Origin of the sequence: Aliidiomarina soli, assembly GCF_003986975.1 — a bacterium.
Lineage (GTDB): Bacteria > Pseudomonadota > Gammaproteobacteria > Enterobacterales > Alteromonadaceae > Aliidiomarina > Aliidiomarina soli.
Genome location: NZ_PIPO01000006.1, coordinates 238,712 through 259,004 on the forward strand (window position 1 = coordinate 238,712; position 20,293 = coordinate 259,004).

At 51.9% G+C, this 20,293-nt stretch carries 17 protein-coding genes, 1 tRNA gene and 1 pseudogene; 11 read left to right on the forward strand and 8 right to left on the reverse strand.

The genetic code is table 11. The features are described 5' to 3' along the window. Window positions 1-3: 3 nt before the first annotated feature. From parC to rraB, 3 genes are all read left to right on the forward strand, one after another. Window positions 4-2,301 carry a DNA topoisomerase IV subunit A gene (gene parC / locus CWE14_RS13480; protein WP_126799860.1) on the forward strand — a complete coding sequence of 766 codons (2,298 nt, stop codon included), beginning with the start codon at window positions 4-6 and terminating at the stop codon, window positions 2,299-2,301. An 83-nt stretch (window positions 2,302-2,384) separates the two neighbouring features. Continuing rightward, the gene (locus CWE14_RS13485) at window positions 2,385-3,128 is read left to right on the forward strand and encodes a 1-acylglycerol-3-phosphate O-acyltransferase (protein WP_126799861.1); all 744 of its coding nucleotides are present in this window, start codon (window positions 2,385-2,387) and stop codon (window positions 3,126-3,128) included. Window positions 3,129-3,137: 9 nt separating this feature from the next. Then, window positions 3,138-3,551 carry a ribonuclease E inhibitor RraB gene (gene rraB, locus CWE14_RS13490; protein ID WP_126799862.1) on the forward strand — a complete coding sequence of 138 codons (414 nt, stop codon included), beginning with the start codon at window positions 3,138-3,140 and terminating at the stop codon, window positions 3,549-3,551. A gap of 112 nt (window positions 3,552-3,663) precedes the next feature. Here rraB and CWE14_RS13495 read toward each other — a convergent pair whose 3' ends face one another. From CWE14_RS13495 to pepA, 3 genes are read right to left on the reverse strand one after another with little or no spacing between them, the layout of a single operon-like run. Next, complete coding sequence (locus tag CWE14_RS13495; protein ID WP_126799863.1) at window positions 3,664-6,525, reverse strand: valine--tRNA ligase; 2,862 nt, start codon at window positions 6,523-6,525, stop codon at window positions 3,664-3,666. Between the two features lie 12 nt (window positions 6,526-6,537). Then, window positions 6,538-6,984, reverse strand: a complete 447-nt coding sequence (locus CWE14_RS13500) for a DNA polymerase III subunit chi (RefSeq protein ID WP_126799864.1) — start codon at window positions 6,982-6,984, stop codon at window positions 6,538-6,540. Between the two features lies 1 nt (window position 6,985). Then, complete coding sequence (gene pepA, locus CWE14_RS13505; protein ID WP_126799865.1) at window positions 6,986-8,491, reverse strand: leucyl aminopeptidase; 1,506 nt, start codon at window positions 8,489-8,491, stop codon at window positions 6,986-6,988. A 181-nt stretch (window positions 8,492-8,672) separates the two neighbouring features. Here pepA and lptF point away from each other — a divergent pair, with 181 nt between their 5' ends. Together lptF and lptG are read left to right on the forward strand one after the other, a co-directional pair. After that, window positions 8,673-9,779, forward strand: a complete 1,107-nt coding sequence (gene lptF, locus CWE14_RS13510) for an LPS export ABC transporter permease LptF (RefSeq protein WP_126799866.1) — start codon at window positions 8,673-8,675, stop codon at window positions 9,777-9,779. Next, on the forward strand, window positions 9,779-10,849 hold the full coding sequence (gene lptG / locus CWE14_RS13515; protein WP_126799867.1) for an LPS export ABC transporter permease LptG: 1,071 nt from the start codon (window positions 9,779-9,781) through the stop codon (window positions 10,847-10,849). Before lptF ends, lptG begins: the two co-directional genes overlap by 1 nt. Window positions 10,850-10,922: 73 nt before the next feature. Here lptG and CWE14_RS13520 read toward each other — a convergent pair whose 3' ends face one another. Then, window positions 10,923-11,426: an RDD family protein gene (locus CWE14_RS13520; RefSeq protein WP_126799868.1), complete on the reverse strand. Its 504-nt coding sequence runs from the start codon at window positions 11,424-11,426 to the stop codon at window positions 10,923-10,925. 143 nt (window positions 11,427-11,569) lie between these two features. On the opposite strand from CWE14_RS13520, the gene CWE14_RS13525 reads away from it, so the two are divergent. From CWE14_RS13525 to CWE14_RS14910, 6 genes and pseudogenes are all read left to right on the forward strand, one after another. After that, window positions 11,570-11,656: transfer RNA gene (locus CWE14_RS13525), tRNA-Leu, on the forward strand. Window positions 11,657-12,010: 354 nt separating this feature from the next. Next, window positions 12,011-12,538, forward strand: a complete 528-nt coding sequence (locus CWE14_RS13530; RefSeq protein ID WP_126799869.1) for a hypothetical protein — start codon at window positions 12,011-12,013, stop codon at window positions 12,536-12,538. Window positions 12,539-12,575: 37 nt separating this feature from the next. Next, window positions 12,576-12,947, forward strand: a complete 372-nt coding sequence (locus CWE14_RS13535) for a DUF805 domain-containing protein (RefSeq protein ID WP_126799870.1) — start codon at window positions 12,576-12,578, stop codon at window positions 12,945-12,947. Window positions 12,948-13,276: 329 nt separating this feature from the next. Next, window positions 13,277-14,059, forward strand: a complete 783-nt coding sequence (locus CWE14_RS13540; protein WP_126799871.1) for a ferredoxin--NADP reductase — start codon at window positions 13,277-13,279, stop codon at window positions 14,057-14,059. Window positions 14,060-14,401: 342 nt separating this feature from the next. After that, window positions 14,402-15,100 (forward strand): annotated as a pseudogene (locus CWE14_RS14905) (PAS domain-containing protein); the annotation flags it as partial. 33 nt (window positions 15,101-15,133) lie between these two features. Then, window positions 15,134-15,628: a methyl-accepting chemotaxis protein gene (locus CWE14_RS14910; protein WP_420837107.1), complete on the forward strand. Its 495-nt coding sequence runs from the start codon at window positions 15,134-15,136 to the stop codon at window positions 15,626-15,628. A 43-nt stretch (window positions 15,629-15,671) separates the two neighbouring features. On the opposite strand, the gene CWE14_RS13550 is transcribed toward CWE14_RS14910, so the two are convergent. The 4 genes from CWE14_RS13550 to CWE14_RS13565 all read right to left on the reverse strand — a co-directional run bounded on the left by CWE14_RS13550 (window position 15,672) and on the right by CWE14_RS13565 (window position 20,167). After that, the gene (locus CWE14_RS13550; RefSeq protein ID WP_126799873.1) at window positions 15,672-17,216 is read right to left on the reverse strand and encodes a methyl-accepting chemotaxis protein; all 1,545 of its coding nucleotides are present in this window, start codon (window positions 17,214-17,216) and stop codon (window positions 15,672-15,674) included. A 97-nt stretch (window positions 17,217-17,313) separates the two neighbouring features. Then, complete coding sequence (locus tag CWE14_RS13555; RefSeq protein WP_126799874.1) at window positions 17,314-18,264, reverse strand: GGDEF domain-containing protein; 951 nt, start codon at window positions 18,262-18,264, stop codon at window positions 17,314-17,316. Continuing rightward, window positions 18,261-19,289, reverse strand: coding sequence for a response regulator (locus tag CWE14_RS13560; protein ID WP_338022827.1), 1,029 nt, complete (start codon window positions 19,287-19,289; stop codon window positions 18,261-18,263). The genes CWE14_RS13555 and CWE14_RS13560 overlap by 4 nt, the downstream gene beginning before the upstream one ends. Window positions 19,290-19,366: 77 nt before the next feature. Then, a complete protein-coding gene (locus CWE14_RS13565; RefSeq protein WP_126799876.1) occupies window positions 19,367-20,167 on the reverse strand; it encodes an aldo/keto reductase in 801 nt (266 codons plus the stop codon). Window positions 20,168-20,293: the final 126 nt, after the last annotated feature.

The following is a 20,293-nucleotide window of genomic DNA, read 5'->3' on the forward strand; positions in this document are numbered from 1 at the left end:
ACAATGAGTACTATGGTTGAAAGCACAGAACAAATGGAACTGCATCGCTTTACTGAAGATGCCTACCTGAATTATTCGATGTACGTGATTATGGATCGGGCGTTGCCACATATTGGCGACGGTCTGAAGCCGGTCCAGCGGCGTATTATCTACGCCATGTCTGAGCTGGGCCTGTCGGCATTGGCCAAGTATAAAAAATCGGCGCGTACCGTCGGTGACGTATTGGGTAAGTTTCATCCCCACGGTGATTCCGCCTGTTATGAAGCCATGGTGTTGATGGCGCAGCCGTTTTCCTATCGCTACCCGCTGGTCGATGGCCAGGGTAACTGGGGCTCACCGGATGACCCTAAGTCGTTCGCGGCGATGCGTTATACCGAATCCCGTTTGTCACGCTTCAGTGAAGTTTTATTGTCTGAACTGGGGCAGGGCACATCGGACTGGGTACCGAACTTTGACGGTACCATGAATGAACCTAAGGTGTTGCCAGCCCGTTTGCCACATATTCTGTTGAACGGGATAACTGGCATCGCGGTCGGCATGGCGACGGATATTCCGCCGCACAATGCCCGCGAACTGGCCAGTGCCTGCTCGCTGTTACTGGATAAGCCAACGGCTGATCTGGATGAAGTAATGGAGCACGTGCACGGGCCTGACTACCCCACCGACGCGGAAGTGATTACACCGCGCAAAGACCTTGCCCAGATTTACCGTACTGGTAAAGGGTCGGTCCGGATGCGCGCGCGCTACAAAATGGAAGACGGTGAAATTGTCATCGATGCGCTGCCGCATCAGGCTTCAGGTGCACGTATTCTGGAGCAGATTGCGGGGCAGATGCAGGCGAAAAAACTGCCACTGGTAGCAGACTTACGTGACGAGTCAGACCATGAAAACCCAACCCGGCTGGTGGTTGTGCCGCGTTCGAACCGAGTCGACACCGACCAGCTGATGGCGCATTTGTTTGCGACCACCGATCTGGAAAAAAGTTATCGGGTTAACCTTAATATGCTCGGCCTGGATGGCCGGCCACAGGTTAAGCCGCTTGTCACTATCTTAGGTGAGTGGCTGCAGTACCGTATTCAGACGGTTACCCGGCGCTTGCAATATCGCCTGGATAAAGTGGAAGCGCGGCTGCATATTCTTGAAGGTTTGCTGATTGCGTTTCTGAACATTGACGAAGTGATTGAGATTATCCGCAGCGAAGACAAGCCTAAACCTGTGTTGATGGAGCGCTTTAAGCTAACGGATACTCAGGCCGAAGCGATTCTGGAACTGAAATTACGCCACCTGGCAAAGCTCGAAGAGCATAAGCTACGTGGTGAGCAGGACGAACTGGCAAAAGAGCGCGAGCATCTGGCTAAGTTGTTAGGGTCCGAGCGTCGTTTAAAAACGCTGGTGAAAAAAGAACTGCAGGCTGATGCCGAGAAATATGGCGATGCGCGCCGCTCACCACTGGTTGAACGTGGTGAAGCCAAGGCATTCAGTGAGCGTGAACTGGCGCCTTCAGAGCCAGTGACGGTGGTTCTGTCGAAGAAAGGCTGGGTGCGGGCGGCAAAAGGCCATGACGTTGATGGTGCAGCGCTGGCTTATAAGTCAGGCGATGAGTTTCTTGCCAGTGCGAAAGGGCGCAGCAACCAGCCTGTGGTCTTTATTGATTCTTCCGGGCGCAGTTTTGCCTGTGAAGCACACACCTTGCCGTCAGCGCGGACCCATGGCGAACCGGTGACCGGGCGCTTCTCGCTGGTCAGTGGTGAGTCGATTGAGCGGGTCCTGATGGGTGCTAACGAGCAGTGTTATCTGGTCGGTTCGGATGCGGGCTACGGCTTTGTGACTAAGTTCAGTGATATGCAGAGCCGGGTCAAAAACGGCAAGGCGCTGCTTAGCCTGCCGAGTGCTGCCAAGGTTCTGGCGCCAGTGCCGGTGCATACCATTGAGCACGACCGGGTGGCCATTGTGTCCAATGAAGGCCGTCTGCTGGTATTCCCGCTCAGTGAGATGCCGCAACTGAGTAAAGGCAAGGGCAATAAAATGCTCAGTATCCCCTCTACCCGGGCGAAAATGCGTGAAGAGTATGTGTGTGCCATGACCATACTGCCGCAGGGCGCAGGGCTGACGGTGATGGCTGGCAAGCGCAAATTATTGCTCAAAGCCAGCGACCTGGAACACTACGAAGGCGAACGGGGACGCCGGGGCAATAAACTGCCTCGCGGTCTGCAACGAGTGGATGCCTTATTTGCTGAAATACCAGCGGGTGATAAGTCGATCCAGGCGGACAACGAGCCGGATGAAGGTGTAGTGGAATAAAAAGGTCACACCTGTACGCTGAAGGCAGTTTTTTTCAGCGTACAGGTGTATACTGTGCCCTTTTCGCGACTTGAGAAGGTTTCATGTTAGCCGTAGTTCGACTTTTAATTCTGGCCGTATTTTTTGTAGTAGTGGGTGTACTGGGTTGTTTGTTCTGCATTTTGCGACCTTTTCACCGCAATAACACTGCATTTGTTTCGCATGTTTTTGGCCGCATGCACCGTTTATTTGGCTTGCGACTTATTATTCGCACCCCAGAAGGCCTGCAAGAGCAGGGGCCTTTTGTTTTCATTGCCAACCATCAGAACAGCTATGATATTTTTACCATGAGCCGTTCGTTGTTACCGGGCACGGTAACCATTGGCAAGAAAAGCCTGAAATGGATCCCATTCTTTGGCCAGCTTTACTGGCTATCCGGTAATATCCTGATTGACCGTAAAAACAAAGGGCGCGCCCATGGCACTATAGGCACCGCTGCAGCGGCTATTCGTCAGCGCAAGCTGTCGGTGTGGATGTTTCCTGAAGGCACCCGTAACTATGGTCGTGGTTTACTGCCGTTTAAAACCGGTGCATTTCATACTGCACTGCAGGCGAAGGTACCGGTGGTGCCGGTGTGTATGTCGACCACTCATAATCAGGTGAACCTTAATCGCTGGCACAATGGCACTGTGATTCTCGAGTTTTTACCGCCGATAGAAACAGCTCACCTAAAAAAAGAAGGCGCGCGTGCGTTAATGCAGACCGCGCATGAGCAAATGAGTGCTAAAATAGCCGAACTGGACGCTGAAGTGGCGTCACTGGATAACAACCTTCCGCGAAAAAAATAGGAGTGCCCCATGGCCGAACCCGACTACGACGTACTGGACAGTGAACAGTCCTGTCGAGCGTTTACCCGTGAAACCCTGGCTGAATTGAAAGAAGTGGGCGCTGATATGGATGAGCCACATTTGATTGAGCATCATTTATTCGGCGTGGATTTTGATAAGCTGGAAAAGGCCGTGGTTGAGCTGGCTAAGAAGGGCTTCGAAGTCGAAGATGCCGACGAAGTGGAAATGGAAGATGGCAGCACTGGCTATTGTTGTGATGTGATGACAGAAAGCGTGCTGCAACAGGACGAAATTAACCAGCAAACCGATTTAATTTTCAGCCTGGTGGTAAAGTTTGACCTTGAGTACGATGGCTGGGGCACCTATTTGCCTGAGCTGGATGGTGACGAATACGAAGACGATGACGAGCCGGTGATGCACTAGCGGTGATTTTCAGCGTTCGAGTTTAAGTCGAATAAAAAAGCCTGAAGCTTTGATTGCTTCAGGCTTTTTTTGTGCCTGCCACCGTGGTGGCTACGGACAGGGTTGGCGCCGCTTACATGGCGGCGATTTTCGCCCGCTGCTGCTCCAGCGTGGTTAGCGTTTCCTGTTGCTCAGTCAGTTTGGCTCGCTCTTTATCAATCACCGCAGGCGGTGCTTTGCTGACAAAGTTGTCGTTGTTGAGCTTGCCTTCAACTCGTTTGATCTCGCCTTGTGCTTTATCAATGGCTTTATCTAGGCGCGCCAGTTCGGCGTCCTTGTCAATCAGGCCAGCCATAGGAATATGCAACTCCAGTTTGCCGACCAGCGCAGTTGCTGAGGCCGGGCCTTCGTCGCCGGCACCGAGGAACTCAATACTTTCCAGTTTTGCCAGCGCTTTCAAGAAGCTCGCGTTGTCATTCAAACGACGGCTGGCGGTGTCATCGGCATGCTTAATCAGCAACGGCAATGCTTTGTTCGGTGAGATATCCATTTCACCGCGCACGTTACGAATGCCTTCGATGACCAGCTTAAGCCACTCCAGATCAGCCATTGCCTGCGGGAAGCGTTCTGCTTCAACCATCGGGAATGGCTCTACCATGATGCTTTGGCGGGCACTGGTGTCGATGCCTGCGACCACAGCGACACGTTGCCAGATGGCTTCGGTGATGTAAGGTGTGATTGGATGCAGCATCCGCAGCAGCTTCTCTAAGGTTTGCACCAGAGTGCGACGGGTGCCGCGTTGCTGGGCTTCGGTGCCGTTAAAGAGCACTGGCTTGGTCAGCTCCAGGTACCAGTCACAGAACTGGTTCCAGGTGAACTCATAGGCAATACTGGCGGCCTGATCAAAACGATAGGTGTCCAGTGCTTTGCGAAAATCCGCGACCGTTTTGTTAGTGCGCTCGATAATCCAATGGTCGGCCAGTGACAGCTCAAGATCGGCGTCAGCGGCATGCACACCGCAGTCATGCTCTTCGGTGTTCATCAGTACATAGCGGCTGGCGTTCCACAGTTTGTTGCAGAAATTACGGTAGCCTTCGAGACGCTTCATGTCCCAGTTAATATCACGCCCGGTTGAAGCCAGTGCGGTGAGGGTAAAGCGCAGCGCATCGGTGCCGTGGGCGGTAATGCCTTCAGGGAATTCTTTGCGTGTGCGTTTGGCTATTTTATCTGCCAGTTTGCCCTGCATCATGTTGGCGGTGCGTTTCTGTACCAGCTCATCGGCGCTGATGCCGTCGATCATGTCCAGTGGATCAAGCACGTTGCCTTTCGACTTGGACATCTTATTGCCTTCGTCGTCACGTATCAGCCCGGTCACATAGACTTTTTTGAATGGTACCTGCGGCTGACCCTGCTCGTCTTTGAGGAAATGCATGGTCATCATGATCATGCGCGCGACCCAGAAGAAAATGATGTCAAAACCAGTGACCAGAACGTCGGTCGGGTGGAAGGTCTTCAGATCCTCAGTGTTTTCTGGCCAGCCCAGAGTAGAGAAAGTCCACAAGGCGGAAGAGAACCAGGTATCCAGAACATCGTCGTCCTGTTTCAGCACCACGCTGTCGCTCAGACTGTGCTTCTGGCGTACTTCAGCCTCGTCGCGGCCGACATAGACCTTACCGTCTTCGTCGTACCAGGCGGGGATACGGTGGCCCCACCATAGCTGGCGCGAGATACACCAGTCCTGAATGTCACGCATCCAGGCAAAGTACATATTTTCATACTGCTTTGGCACGAACTCGATACGACCGTCTTCAACCGCTGAGGTGGCTTCTTTGGCCAGTGGGGCAACGCGGACGTACCATTGATCGGTCAGGTAGGGTTCGATCACCACGCCGGAACGATCACCCATAGGAACCTTGTTGGTATGTTTTTCGATTTTCTCCAGCAAGCCTTTGCTTTCGAATGCCTCAACGATGGCTTTACGCGCCACGAAGCGGTCAAGACCAGCGTACTCACCCGGCAGGCTGGTGTCAGCATCAGTCAGTGGTTCGCCGTTGCTGCTGTAGATTTCTGCAGCAGCCAGCAACTGGGCATCGTCATTGAGTACATTGATCAGTGGCATGCCGTGCTTTTTACCCACTTCATAGTCGTTGAAGTCATGGGCCGGGGTGATTTTCACGCAACCGGTACCAAATTCAGGGTCGACATAGTCATCGGCGATGATCGGAATACGACGGCCGACTAATGGCAGCGTGATGTACTTGCCGTGCAGGTGTTGGTATCGCTCGTCGTCCGGATGAACCGCAACGCAAACATCACCGAGCATGGTTTCAGGGCGGGTGGTGGCAACGATCAGGTAGTCAGCACCTTCGGCTGTGGTGGCGCCGTCGGCTAACGGGTAGCGTAAATGCCACAGGCTGCCGTCAGCGTCGATGTTTTCAACTTCAAGATCTGAAATAGCGGTCTTCAGCTTGGGATCCCAGTTGACCAGGCGTTTGCCACGGTAAATCAGATCATCTTCAAATAAGCGAACAAAGACCTCCTGCACCGCTGTGGAGAGGCCTTCGTCCATGGTAAAACGTTCGCGTTCCCAGTCGACTGAGTCGCCTAAACGACGCATTTGCTGGGTGATAGTGCCACCGGACTCTTCTTTCCATTCCCAGATTTTATCGATAAAGGCGTCGCGGCCTAATTGGTGCCGGGTCGGGCCGCCTTCGGCCGCCAGTTTGCGCTCGACCACCATCTGCGTAGCGATACCGGCGTGGTCACTGCCAACCTGCCATAAGGTGTTGTTGCCATCCATCCGCTTATAACGGGTCAGGGTGTCCATGATGGTGTGCTGGAATGCATGCCCCATGTGCAGGGAGCCGGTTACGTTCGGCGGTGGGATCATAATGCTGTAGGACTGGCCTTGCCCACTGGGTTTAAAGTAACCCGCCTGTTCCCAGGTGTCATACATGGACTGCTCAATGGCGTGCGGAGAGTACGTCTTATCCATAATATCCTTCAATTAATCGTTGGCGGTCAGGGTGGCCTGCTCGGTATGCAGAGCGATGCCAAACTGACGATATTGCTTATAGCGTTCGCGGGCGAGGGCACGCGCCGAATCGTCCTGAGGAACAAAATCTATGACCTGCTGGGCGCGTTGCGCGACAGAGGGTACTTGCTGGCTGAGGTTAATCAGCAATGGCCAGGGTTTGCCCTGACTAGCAGCCGGCCAGCTGACCTCGACCGGACAGCCTGAGGGCGGGCCTTCACCGGTTAAATTATGAGGAACAAAGGCCTGCGCCGGTAGTTGCCAGAGCAACTCGTCGATAGCCTCGGCCTGGTTTTTGTCGCTTGCCATTATTAGCACCCGACGGCCCTGCCGGAACGCGTCGCTAACCTGCTGACAGACGAAAGGTAACAGGTTGTCGTCGCCGATGCTGTCAAGCAGGTAAAAGCGCGCGTGAGCCATGTTATTCGCCAGCCTCGGCACCAGCACGGCTGAGCAGGAACTGAGTTAACAGAGGAACCGGGCGACCGGTTGAGCCTTTGTTTTTGCCGCCTTGCCAGGCGGTACCGGCGATATCCATATGCGCCCACTGGTATTTCTTGGTAAAGCGCGAGAGGAAACAGGCGGCGGTAATGGTACCCGCCGGACGGCCGCCTAAGTTGGTCATGTCGGCAAACGGACTGTCGAGCATGTCCTGATACTCATCCCACAAGGGTAAGCGCCAGGCGCGGTCACTGCTTTGTTCACCGGCATTGATCAGTTCATGAGCGAGCGGGTTATGGCTACTGAGGACTGCACTGGCGTGGGCACCGAGAGCTATAACACAGGCTCCGGTCAGGGTTGCCAGGTCGACGACGGACTCTGGATTAAAGCGCTCAACATAGGTCAGTGCATCGCACAGTACCAGGCGCCCTTCGGCGTCGGTGTTGAGAACTTCTACGGTCTGCCCTGACATGGTGGTGAGCACGTCGCCGGGGCGATAGGCTTTGCCGTCAGGCATGTTTTCACAGCCGGCAAGAACACCGATGACATTAATAGGCAACTGCAGTTCAGCCAGTGCCTGCATGGTGCCAAGGACACCGGCGGCACCACCCATGTCGTATTTCATTTCATCCATCGCTTCAGACGGTTTGATTGAGATACCACCGGAATCAAAGGTCAGCCCTTTTCCGACTAATACGATAGGGGCTTTGTCATCGCTAGCGCCCTGGTAATGCATCAGGGTCATCACGGGTGGATTGGCAGAGCCTTCCGACACGGCGAGATAGGCGTTCATGCCAAGTTCAGCCATTTGTTCGCGTTCAACCCGCTCAACACGCAGATTGTCGTAATTTTCCGCTACGTTCTCTGCCTGTTCTGCAAGCCAGACCGGATTGCAGATATTCGGTGGCATATTACCGGCGTCGCGGCACAGGTGAACCCCTTTGGATACGGCCAGGCCATGATTGATAGCCCGTTCGCCAAGGTTGAGCTCGCGGCGGGTTGGGACGTTGAAGACCAGCTTGCGCAACGGACGACGAGGCTCTTCTTTTTTGGTCTTAAGCTGGTTAAAGGTGTACAGGCTGCTGTGGGCGGCTTCAACCGCCTGACGTACTTTCCAGTAGGTATCACGGCCTTTGACATGCAGCTCGCTGAGGAAGCAGATGGCTTCCATCGAGCCGGTTTCATTGAGGTTGGCGATGGTTTTGCTGATGATTTGCTTATACTGACGCTCATCGAGCTCGCGTTCTTTGCCACAACCAACCAGAAGTACGCGCTCACTAAGGATATTAGGCACATTGTGCAACAGCAGCATTTGTCCGGCTTTGCCTTCAAGATCGCCACGGCGTAACAGGTTGCTGATATAGCCGTCGCTGACGGTGTCCAGTTGCTCGGCAGCGGGAGATAAACGGCGCGGCTCAAAAACGCCGACTACAATACAGGCTGAACGCTGTTTTTCGGGACTGCCGCTTTTTACATTAAATTCCATGGTGACTCCCATTTCTGGTGAATTCCAAACAAGCATGGCATTATACGTCGAATCCATGGGTCGAACTCATGACGCGAGCCTATGCTGAATATTGGCTTGCAGGGCTATTCTTATGAAAACGACAAGTTTACCTAAATACTCGCTTATTTCCAGTGAAAAGCAAGGTTAAGAGAACTATTACGTGCGCATTTTTCGTTACTTAACTCGCGAAACATTCAAAGCCCAGCTCGCTGTTTTTACCGTGCTGATGGTTATTTTTCTAAGCCAGCAGTTTGTTTCTGTGCTGGCTGATGCTTCAGAAGGCAGTATACCAGCCGGACTCATTCTCCAGGTGCTGGGATTGCAGTTGCCTGCGTTAGCGGCGCTGATCCTGCCAATTAGCCTGTTTTTGGGCATTTTGATGGCTCATGGGCGTATCTATGCCGACAATGAAATGGCGGTGTTACATGCCTGCGGCGTCAGCGAATGGTACGTCACCCGGGTCACCCTGGTGCTCTCGTCTGCGTTGGCATGTATGACCGCGGTGCTTACCTTATGGCTCGGGCCATGGGCGCTGAGTCAGGAGTATGAGATTGCAGAACGGGCGCGGATGGAAGCCGGACTGAGCGCGGTTCAGACCGGACGCTTTCAGCAGGCGGCGAGTCAGAACGCGGTCATTTTTGTTGAACGTCAGGAATCGGATGGCACTCTGAGCGGGGTTTTCGTCGCCCAGTTGCCGGAACGTGCAGAGCTGCGCGGTGAACGGGCGAGTGTGGTCATGGCTGAAACGGGCACGGTCAATTCGGACGGTGCCGGGGCCCAGACTCTGGTACTGGAAAACGGACGGCGTTATTCACAACATGTGATCGATCTCGATCATCAGGTGATGCAGTTTGACCGCTATCAAATGCAAATCCGCGAGCAGGAAGTGGATCAGGAGCGGCGACGTTTAGAAGCGATTCCTACTTTTGAGCTGGCCGGTCGCGACGATTACCAGGCACAAGCCGAGTTGCAGTGGCGCATTGCCATTCCACTGGCGATGCCCCTGCTTACTCTGATTGCGGTGCCACTATCGCGGGTTAATCCGCGGCAGGGGAAATTCGCCCGCATGGGGCCTGCATTGTTAATTTACCTGGGGTATTTCCTGGTACTCATGGCTGCTAAACGGGCACTGGGTGATGGTGCGTTTTCACCCGTGATTGGCTTGTGGTGGATCCATGTGGCGCTGGCCGTGTTTGGATTCTTACTGGTATTTAAAGGGCGTTCCGCGGGGCAGAAAGTGGTGGCCAGAATCAGGGGGCGTAGCTGATGTTCAGTATTCTAGACCGTTACATCGGTAAAACCGTGTTAACCACCACAGCCCTTAGCCTGGCGGTACTGGCTGGGCTAAGCGGTTTGATCCGCTTTGTTGAGCAGGTGCGTAGTATTGGCCGCGGCAGTTACGACATGATGGACGTGCTGGCGTTTGTATTCCTTAGCGTACCGCGTGATGTGGAGCAATTTTTCCCCATGGCAACACTGCTGGGGGGCTTAATTGGGATGGGCATGCTGGCCAGTAACAGTGAGCTGGTGGTTATGATGGCGGCTGGCCGATCGCGGCTTGATATTGTTGGCTCAGTGATGAAGTCGGCGATTATTATGATGCTGGCGATTACCGCAATTGGCGAGTGGGTGGCGCCGCAGATGGAAAGTAAGGCGCGTCAGTTGCGTGCCCAGGCGATATCGGGCGGTAGCCTGATCAGCGGCCCGCAAGGGCAGTGGGCACGGGACGGCAGCCAGTTTATCAATATTGGTGAAGTGCAGGACACGGGATTGCTGCTGGACGTGACGATTTACCAGTTTTCAGAACAACGCAAACTGGAACGGGTCATTCGTGGTGAAAGTGCTCAGTATGCTGATGACGGCTGGCGGGTACGCAATGTGCGCTATACCGAAATGCAGGAAGATGCGATTGACAATTACCGGCTGGCGAGTTGGGTCTGGCGCTCAGGCCTGACCCCGGACAAGCTTGGGGTGTTAACGGTTAACCCAGAAGCCTTGCCTATCCGGGGATTGCGTGGGTATGTCAATTATCTGCACAGCAATAACCAGGATGCCAGTCGCTATGAGTTGGCGTTATGGCGCAAAACGCTGGCGCCTCTGACTGTCGCGGTGATGTTATTGGTGGCCTTGTCTTTTATTTTCGGCCCACTGCGCTCGGTAACCATGGGCGCAAGGATTCTGTTAGGGGTCATTACTGGTTTCGTCTTTCATATGTCGAACGAAGTGTTTGGGCCGGTTTCCCAGGTCTATAATCTGCCGCCAGCGTTAGGGGCGGTGTTACCGAGCCTTTTATTCGCCAGTGCGGCAATCTATATATTGCACCGACAACGGGTTTAGCCGACAAAAAAACGCCTGACTAGCAGGCGTTTTTTGTCTATATGTTAGTTATATATGTTACTTAGGTTGTTGGTTATTTAAGGCGCCGCCAGTTGCGTAATTTATTGGCTTCGGCGCTTAATTCGATGACCTCACAGCCTGCGACCCGGTCATGCCAGCCCAGCTTCTCCCGCGAAAATAACACGCCGATATTGCTTAAACCGAACGCTGCTAATAGCAGCCGAATGGTTGCTTGCTTCCAGCTAATGCCGGAACCATCGGTATTCTGTACCTTCATTCGCCAGGCGCGCATGCCAATGGTTTGACCGCCGCGAACCCAGAACCCGGCAAAAAACCAAAACACCACAGCTATCAGATAAGCCTGAAACAGCAGATTGCCTTCCAGAACGCTGGCATGGTCGGTGTCGGCCGGAAGTGTTACCAGGTTGCTGGCAACCAATATAGCAACAAAAGCCAGCGCGAGCCCGGAAGCAAGCATCAGGATAGCGGTAATCGCCAGAAGATCGTATACCCATGCGCCAACGCGACGGAAAAATCCGGCGCGGGGAAAGACGGTGTGGTCGGGGTTTGCGGACATAACCGAGTCTCATGTTTAAAACTTGAACGGGGACGCATGATAACATGAAATTTCTGTGAAATTCCCCTTGATTCAACTCAGTGCGCGGGTATAATGCCTCTCGCTTTGACGGCACTTTTAGCGCAGTCGGGCAGCCCTCCTAAGCCTGGGTGGCGAAATTGGTAGACGCAGCGGATTCAAAATCCGCCGGGGTTAAACCCGTGTCGGTTCGAGTCCGACCCTAGGCACCATATCGTTTGATTCCTCTGTTATATATAACGTGTTACATAGTAAGGTTTTTGGCCTCATCTCATTGCGTTTCTTTCCTTACAAGACCGCGGTTAAGTGCGCCAGGACTTGATTTGTCTGTTCGAGTTAAAGCGTTGATCACTAATTGCTTGATGAAAATCGAGAACATTGATACGGTCTACTCAGGGATGTAAAAAGAACGTAAAGGGATTTACCGTGTCAATTCACAGCACTACTTCCATTGACTCACACCCCCTCTGTACTCGTCGTTCAAATATCCTGCAAGAAAGCAAATGTCATTGTATGCGCGGTCATGACTTCGCATAGGATGAATCAATAACTAATGGAGATAGAGTATGAAGAAGTTGCTCTTCGGCGCGCCTATTATTTTGGCTTTAACTGGTTGCGTGAGTGATACAGATTTTGTGAAAAACGGAACCATGGATTTCAATGGGACTATTACCGTTGGCGAAGCTCTGGATAGCTGGAAAAGCTGTGAAAGAAGAGAGTGGGAAGAATTTGAGACCGATAATGGTGTGCAAGTTGTTCAGTTTTCCTGTCAACATAAGATCGATCAGTTTATTTCCCGCACAAAGAGCTTATTGCCAGAAAATGAGTTAGAAGACGCTGACCACCTGGATATTGATTCAAATTTACAAATTTTCCAGTTTACGATAAATCGAGATCAGACGTTTCAAATTGATAATGTTCAAATAAGAACAACATGGGCGGATGGTACTTCATTCGAAGACTCGCAGGAACCGGTTGAGCAATTACAAACCGCCTATGCTAATCAACTTAACTTTGATCCGAATGAGCTGGACAGTGCAGCTGCGGCGCAGACGGCTTATGTTTTTATGGTTATTAAATCAAGAGCTAATTAAATTTTATCAGGTACATCACACACAATAAGGAAACTATATGAACTGGTATTTAAAAGTGCTACAACAGTATGCAGTATTTCAGGGGCGGGCACGCCGCAAAGAATACTGGATGTTTGTACTTTTCAACTTAATTGTAAGCATTATTCTTGGCTTTATTGATGCTGGCATAGGTACTTTCAATGCGGAAACTGGGCTAGGGTTACTCAGCGGTGTGTATGCACTCGCAATATTTATTCCAAGTCTGGCTGTTCTGGTGCGGAGACTGCATGACACAGGACGGTCAGGTTGGTGGATTTTAATCGCATTCATTCCGTTAATCGGTGCGATCGTACTGCTTATATTTTTAGTTCAGGACAGCAAACCCGAAGACAATAAATATGGTAGCAATCCAAAAGCAATAGCTGCCTAAGGTTAGTATCAAAAGATAATCAGGTCTTCTAAAAGCGCGACTTGTAAAAGTCGCGCTTTTTTTCTTTAGTCACTAGCCTCCCACGTTTTCGTCGCTCTTCACTCTTCACTCTTCACGCACCGAATCCCCAGGCGCTGATCTAGGGTTGCTGGTGTCACTCATGTTAACCTCGCCTAATCTCACTTTGGGCTTCCAGTTAAGCCCAGCGTAATCCGGCCTGGCTTTGCCGTGCTTATAGCTCGCGAATACCGGTCAGAAGGCGCATAGTGAGCAGCTGGTGCGGATGCATCATCCAGGTAGATTTGTTAGGTGGCAGAAGGGACGTGTTTATGCGCAATTTAGTTTCTGAGCGGGTGACTCAGGTTCATCACTGGAGCGACACATTATTTAGTTTTAAGACGACCCGGCGGCCAACCTTTACCTTTGAGAACGGGCAGTTTGTGTTGATTGGTTTACGCGTTGAGGGTAAGCCACTGCTGCGGGCATACAGCATCGCAAGTGCAAACTATGAAAGTGAACTGGAATTTTTGAGTGTGAAAGTACCGGGTGGAGCGCTGACATCCAGACTGCAACACTTGCAGGTTGATGATGAGATCCTTCTGTCGACTCGTCCCACGGGGAGCCTGGTTCCTGGCCATTTGGTTCCCGGCAAGCACTTGTATTTGCTTGCGACGGGGACCGGGTTAGCGCCTTTCATGAGTATTATTAAAGATCCCGATATTTATGAGCGGTTTGACAAGGTTATTCTTGTTCACGGCGCACGTTTCATAACCGAGTTAGCCTACCAGCAAACAATTTGCGATGAACTGCCTGGCAATGAGTTCTTTGGTGACTGGGTCCGCGACAAGCTGCTCTATTACCCAACGGTTACGCGTGAGCCCTTTCGTACTGAGGTGCACCAACGCCGCATTACTCACTTAATTGAAACCAATACCCTGACAGAGCAACTTAATATGCCGGCATTAAACCCTGAGCATGACCGACTAATGCTATGTGGCAACGACCATATGCTTGAAGATTGCATGAGGTTATTGACCGAACGGGGGTTTCAGAAGGCCACGTCGCGGCGGCAGGGGGATTTTGTTGTAGAGCAGGCTTTTCTGGAAAAATAAGTAAAAACGCGCGGCCTGTTTACGTTAGCAAATAGTACACGTTTGGCTGGCGAGCTTTACGTGCTTTCACTGTGCTGATATTCGGCTTGAAACGCTTGCTAAAAGTTTCAGGAATGACACATCTTGGATACACATTTAGCGAGTTTGGAGTGAGTTTAATTGTAGTGTACTTACAGTAACCTTTGCTTGTTTAGCTATCTCACCTGAGATATTGAGAACGAATGATGCTCTTTTATACTTTCTGCTTTGAATTTGACCAATGGATATGGGTATATGTTTGGTAGCAAAAGGCGTTCTCAACTGGCAGGTTTGAGTCAGCGAGTCGAACAGCTTGAACAGCAAATGGCGGCAGTTGACGAGAATGTGACGCGTATTGATTTCACTCCTGAAGGGTATGTTATTACTGCGAACGAGGTATTTCTTCGCGGTATGCAATACCAGTTGAGTGACGTGCAGGCCAAGCATCATCGTATGTTTTGTAGCAAAGAAGAACGCGAGTCACCGAACTATCGCCGATTCTGGTCTCAACTTGCCGCAGGTGAGGTTCAGCATGGACGTTTCCTGCGCTTAAAGGGCGATGGCTCAGTTTGTTGGTTGGATGCGACCTATTTTCCAGTTCGCGACGCAAGTGGTCGGGTGACATCGATAATGAAGATCGCCAATGAGGTTACTAAGGACGTACACGCGCTGGAGCAGGAGCGGGCAATTAGTGACGCCATCAATCGTTCCATGGCGGTTATTGAATTTAGTCCGGATGGCGACATACGCTCGGCGAACGATAATTTCCTTAATGCGGTGGGATACAGTAAGTCAGAGGTTGTGGGTAAGCATCATCGAATTTTCTGTGATGATGAATTCTACAACAACCACCCGAAATTTTGGCAAGCGCTGGCGCAAGGCGAATACAAAACGGGTCAGTTTAAACGCTTTCGCCGGGATGGCGAGATTATCTGGCTGGAAGCAAGCTACAACCCGATTCTGGACGCCCAGGGTAAGGTAATTAAAGTTATCAAATTCGCAACTGACATTACCCAGCGAATAATTGCTGCCGAGCGGACCCGGGAAGTGGCAGAAATGGCCCTGGTGAGTTCAAGGCAAACCGCTGCGCTTATTGTTAAAGTGAAAAGCGCTATTGAGTCTTCCGTGGCTACCGGCACCTTGGTTAATCAGTCGAGTGATCAAATCGGTACGGTCGTTGAGCGCTTGCAGGGGCAGACTAAGAACATCGAAGAAACCGTGCGAACGATTAATGGTCTTGCTGAGCAAACCAATTTGCTGGCGTTAAATGCGGCTATTGAAGCGGCGCGAGCGGGCGAGCAGGGACGTGGTTTTGCAGTCGTCGCGGACGAGGTGCGAAACCTTGCCCGGCGAACCACTCTGGCGACCGATGATATTGGCAGGGTGATGCAATTAAGTCGTGATATCGCAAATGAAATATCGTCGAGCACCGAGTCCATTGCGGAGCTGGCGCAGGAGAGTCATAGCAGTATTTCATTAGTTGAGAGTGTGATGACAGAAATAGAGGCGGGCGCAGAACATATCACTCAGGCAATCCAGCAGTTGAATTAGACGCTGGAGTGCGGTGCGTAAATTCTGGCTCTGGGTCGCTTACCTATTCTTTAAATCCCACCCGAAAGCCACCCCAGTGCTTACCATGGACATAAATCGGTACCGAGAGGTCGTGCAGGATCTCGCCGGTGTCTCTTTTATAAGTTTGCAGTAACAATGGGTGCTGGTGGTCGCCACAGCGACTACCGGTACGGTCATCGAAAATGCGTTTACTGCGGTTGTTGAGGAGGTCGGTCTGGTAGTTACCGGTCAGCGGCTTACTGAACTTTTTGTTGTGAGTCGGAAAGTAGCCCTTACGGTCCACAGCACCTGCATAGAGAACGTTGCCCAGGGTTTCTAATATTGGCTCCTGAATGGCTGGTAAATGGCGGTCCGTGTAGCTGTCGTACGGGGTCTGATATTTTTGCGGATTGGTATTGGCAATCGGCTTGTAGTCGTAACTAAACACATCAGACTCGTTCAGTTCACCATTGGCAATGGCCTTTTCAAAGCAACTCCCGACCGCGGCGGCCGCCTCTTTGGCAGCGACGAAAATGGGGGAGTAAAAGCTCTCGTGACTTGAATCACTAAGGTTGCTGTAAATGCTTTCAGTCTGTTCTGAAAGGGCCACCGCCTGCTGAGCAATCTGTGAACTCTTTTGCTCGACGTCGCGCAATGCGCCGGTTAACTCCTCGACGGACTGATTGACCCTTTCGCTGGTGTTCTGCAGGGTATCGCTGAGGGTTTCGAGGTGACCGACCGACTCGGTTGCGGTGTTAACCTGACCGGTGATGTCGTTGAAGTCGGCGGCGGTGGTGTTGAGATCCTGCTGCACTGCCGTACTCTGCTGTTGCAGTTGCTGCATGGCTTCAGCACTGTCGGCGCTTTGCTGGCGAATAGTGGAAAGCATGTCGGTGATTTCATGCGTGGCCGCTGCGGTCTTGGCGGCAAGACTGCGCACTTCATCAGCTACAACAGCAAACCCGCGGCCTTGCTCGCCGGCCCGGGCTGCTTCGATAGCGGCATTTAGCGCCAGTAGATTGGTTTGTTCAGCAACTTGTTCAATGACCTGGGTAATACGCTGAATGTTATCGGCGCTATGGTGCAGCTGCTGGAGCTGGTTACTGGTGTCGGTGACTGAGGTGGCCAACAGGTTGAGGTTATCGACGACCCCTTTAATACGCTGATCGGCGGCGGCTGTGGCGGTTGAGGTTTGTTGCAAATTGCCGGCAATTTGCTGCAGGTTGTCATTCAGGTGTCGGCTGGTATCAGACAGGTTCTGACTGGCGGAGCCGAGCTCGCGACTGGCATCGCTGCTGTGGTGAATTTGCTGGCTGAGGCCGTCAATAAAAAAAGATACCTCGGCAGAGCCAATTGCAAGCCGCGAGGTGGCATCGGTAATGGCAGCGACATCCAGTTCATCGCCAGCGTCGGTCTGTGTCTGGTCGACTTGAGCGCGCTGTTGTCGGCTTAACAGGATGATCAGGCCGCAGGCAGCGACAAGCATCGGCGACAGGCTTAACCAGGCTGGCATGTTAAAGCTGAGTGACAGCGTATGCAGAACCACAATACCGAGCAGGACAATAGCAGAAATCCATATATGAGCCATTGAGAGCACCTATTAGTTATAATTATTAAGTGCTTATATTGTTAACATAATTTACGCTCAAAGTAGTGCTTTTACGACCAAGGTCGAGTGATTTCAGCTATTTTTTAAAGAGGATCGCCTGATCACGGCCTGCATTTTTCGCCTCATAAAGTGCGTTGTCAGCGTGTTTTAACCACTCCTGATGCGACGTCTGGTCGCTATCGAAGTCGGCTACGCCAAGACTGACAGTGACCTGAAAGTTACCCTGGGTATGTTGCATGGGGTATTCGCGCACTTTTTGCCGTAACCGTTCGGCTAACTGCATGGCCGCTTCAGCCTGTGTGTTGGGCAAAAGAATGGCGAACTCTTCACCTCCAAAACGGCCTGCAATGTCGGTCTCACGCAGATTAGCCCGGATCAGGTTGGCCATTTGGCGGAGCACTTCGTCGCCGACGTCGTGGCCATAGTTGTCGTTGACTGCTTTAAAATGGTCAATATCAAAGAGCAATAATGAGGCGTCGCCGGAATAGCGTTTGAGGCGCTGGAATTCCTGAATTAAACATTCTTCCCAGTGCCCGCGGTTAAATAATCCGGTTAGTTTATCGGTCTGACTTAAGTGTTCCAGGGCCTGATTGGCACTGCGCAGCGCCAGTTTACTCATCGCCGTGTCGGTAACGTCGTAGATCAGCATGCACACCTGAGCGACCTCGCCATCTGGTCCGAGTAACGGGTTGATAGTCAGGTTTTGATACATCAGCGTGGTATTGCCGGTGAGCGGACGCACACTGCTGAAATCAAACAGGTGAGGGCGCTGTTCCCAGGTTGAATAGGCGCGGCTTTTAAGGCCGAAGACAAAATCAATTTTACGCTGCAACCAGCGCTCGGGGAGCTCGGGAAATAATTCGAACAGGTTGCTGCCGCGAGCCTTGGAGACACGGATACCGCTATGGTTCTCCATGAAACTATTCCACACCTGGACCTGGTTGTTCCGATCTAATACCACTAAGCCTGCTTCGATGGTTTGCAGCATCTGTAACAGGCTGTGCATGTTTTGCGTTTGTTCGTTCATTGGTGGCACCCGGCTCTGTCTTCCAGTTCGGCAATTGATTGTTCGGTAAACACAATCAGCAAATCGCAGTCTATTGACTGGTCGGGAATCGCATAATTTACTTCGATGGCAAGGACCTGTTGTGCTTTGTTGGCATTATTGAGTAATTCGCTGGCATTTTGCTGCCGGCCCAGCATGACGGGTGCGCTATAACTTAATTGTAAATCCAGCTGGGTGCCTATGCTTTGCAGACAGGCACCAGTGATTACCGAGGATAAGTCGACCAGTACTTCAAGGTCACTGACTTTGCGCAGCCGCTGGTCGTAGTCAAAGAGTTTGAATAAACGACCAAAGCTTTGCTCGTCAATCAGCAAAATGGCTTCGCCAGTGATGTTGTTACCGATAAAACCTTCGGTGACACCACTCAGGGTGGTGTAGTTGGCTGCTGCGATATGACGATGAAGTTCGTCATAGCGGCAGGACATTACTTTGGGTACGGGTAATTTAACAAAGGTATTGAGCAATTTACTTAGGCTGGCACCTGCTTCGCCCATTGCGATATTTACGACTTCCTGCATCAGGTCCTGTAAGGCGACTGCCAGGGTCGGGGTGTCGGCGACACTGTCGACGATACGCTCTGACGGTGGTTGAGGTTTCTCAACGATGCCGTAACGCTGCAGGATATCGGCAATCTTTGTACTGTTGGCTGGCTTTTTAATGAAATCAAGGGCACCTAATGCCATGACTTGATCATAGGCGGCCTGCTGGACATCGCCAGAGACTACAATCGCCATCGTCGGCAAATCGCGCTGACGAATGGTCTGCAGGACTTCGTAGCCGTCCATCACCGGCATATTTAGATCGAGAAAGAGTAAATCAGCGCGACCCGCTTCGATCGCGCTGATGGCTTCTCGTCCATCACAGGCAAAGCTGACGTCGATATCCCAGTCACCTGGTAACGATCGAGCCATCACTTTACGAGCCATGGCGGAGTCGTCGCAGATTAGAACAGGTAACGGCATAGGTCCACTCGCTTTTGAATACATCAGGAATCGGGCTTATGGGTCTATTTTGCCCGACTCAGGGTGATGTCGCAATGGCACCTATGCCTGAGCGGTGTTGACTAACTGGACCAGTCGGGAGCGAAATCCGGATCGATCAGTCGCATGCCTTTATCCAGACTGTCTATCTGGTGCATTTGCTGCGGTGACAGGTGAAGGTGCTGAGCATCAAAATTGCTACGCAGATGCTCGAGCTTAGTGGATGACGGGATGGCTGTGCGTTTGTGCTGCAGCAACCAGGCAATACTAATCGCTGCAGGGTTAGTGTCGTGATCTTCAGCGATTTGTTGCAGCGTCGGCTCTTTCATCACTTCGCCTTTGGCCAGTGGCATGTAAGCGGTCACCCGGATGTCATGCTGGTCACACAGGTTGGCAATTGGCAGATTGGCTAGGAAAGGGTGCATTTCTATCTGGTTGGTCAGAATATTGTCCGCACCGACGTGAGAAATTGCTTCTTTTAACAGCTGACGGTTAAAGTTTGAGACCCCAAAATGTTTTATCAGCCCTTCCTGCTTTGCTTTTTGTAGTGCATCCAGTGACTCCTTCAACGGGACTTCCCCGGAGGTATCCGGCCAGTGGATCAGGGCCAGATCAAGGTAGTCGCGTTTGAGGTCATCGCAGCTTTTACGCAGGCTGTCGAGCAGAGCGTAATGCTCGAGATTTTCATGCCAGACCTTGCTGGTTACCCAAACTTGCTCTTGCCGCAATGAACTTTGCTGCAGGCCTTTGCCTATATCTTTTTCATTTCCATACATGCGTGCGGTGTCGATGTGCCGATAGCCAATCTCAAGCGCATCAGTGACCACCTGGGTCATTTGTTTGCCCTGAATACGAAAGGTACCGAGTCCGATAGGTTCAAACATACTGCCTCCATCTTTGTTACGGATACCCCTAACTATAGAAAGGCTGACGCGGCTTGCCAGCCACAGTGGTGTAAAACAGGGATAAAAAAAGCCCTGCCAGTGGCAGGGCTTTAACGAGTAACGCGG